General features: G+C 31.8%; 1 protein-coding gene. It reads left to right on the forward strand.

The annotated features are described in order from the left end of the window. On the forward strand, positions 1-435 hold a 435-nt coding region (locus IEZ21_RS46950; protein ID WP_189327921.1), incomplete at its 5' end, for an ATP-binding cassette domain-containing protein. Positions 436-682 lie beyond the last annotated feature (247 nt).

The following is a 682-nucleotide window of genomic DNA, read 5'->3' on the forward strand; positions in this document are numbered from 1 at the left end:
TACCACAAAATAGAGGGAATTGATTGTTCTCCTAAAGTGCAAATGGCATACTATCGTCAACTTGCTTATGAAGACATGCGTGACGTTTCATTATTGCAATATTTAATGGATGAAACGGATTCATCAGAATCATTCAGTAGAGCTATTTTAAATAACTTGGGTTTAAATGAAGCACTTGAGCGTTCTTGTAATGTTTTGAGTGGTGGGGAAAGAACGAAATTATCGTTAGCAGTATTATTTTCAACGAAAGCGAATATGTTAATTTTGGATGAACCAACTAATTTTTTAGATATTAAAACATTAGAAGCATTAGAAATGTTTATGAATAAATATCCTGGAATCATTTTGTTTACATCACATGATACAAGGTTTGTTAAACATGTATCAGATAAAAAATGGGAATTAACAGGACAATCTATTCATGATATAACTTAAAAACTATACACTAATTTATATTGAATATTTCTTTAAAGTATTATAATAAAGTAAATAACAATAGTACCATAACCGATCGTTTTTAATAAAGTTCACCCAAGTCATATGGTAGTTCCCTTTCACTTTCCACTCATTTTTGTGAAAAGCAGTACTTGGGACACAATGGCAAGTATAGGCAATTCAATCAAAGGCCCGATGACCAGAGTCAAAGCAATGAGAGGTTGATTTGGAAAAGCGGTGACAGCTA

Source organism: Streptomyces flaveus (assembly GCF_014647675.1).
GTDB classification, from domain to species: domain Bacteria; phylum Actinomycetota; class Actinomycetes; order Streptomycetales; family Streptomycetaceae; genus Streptomyces; species Streptomyces flaveus.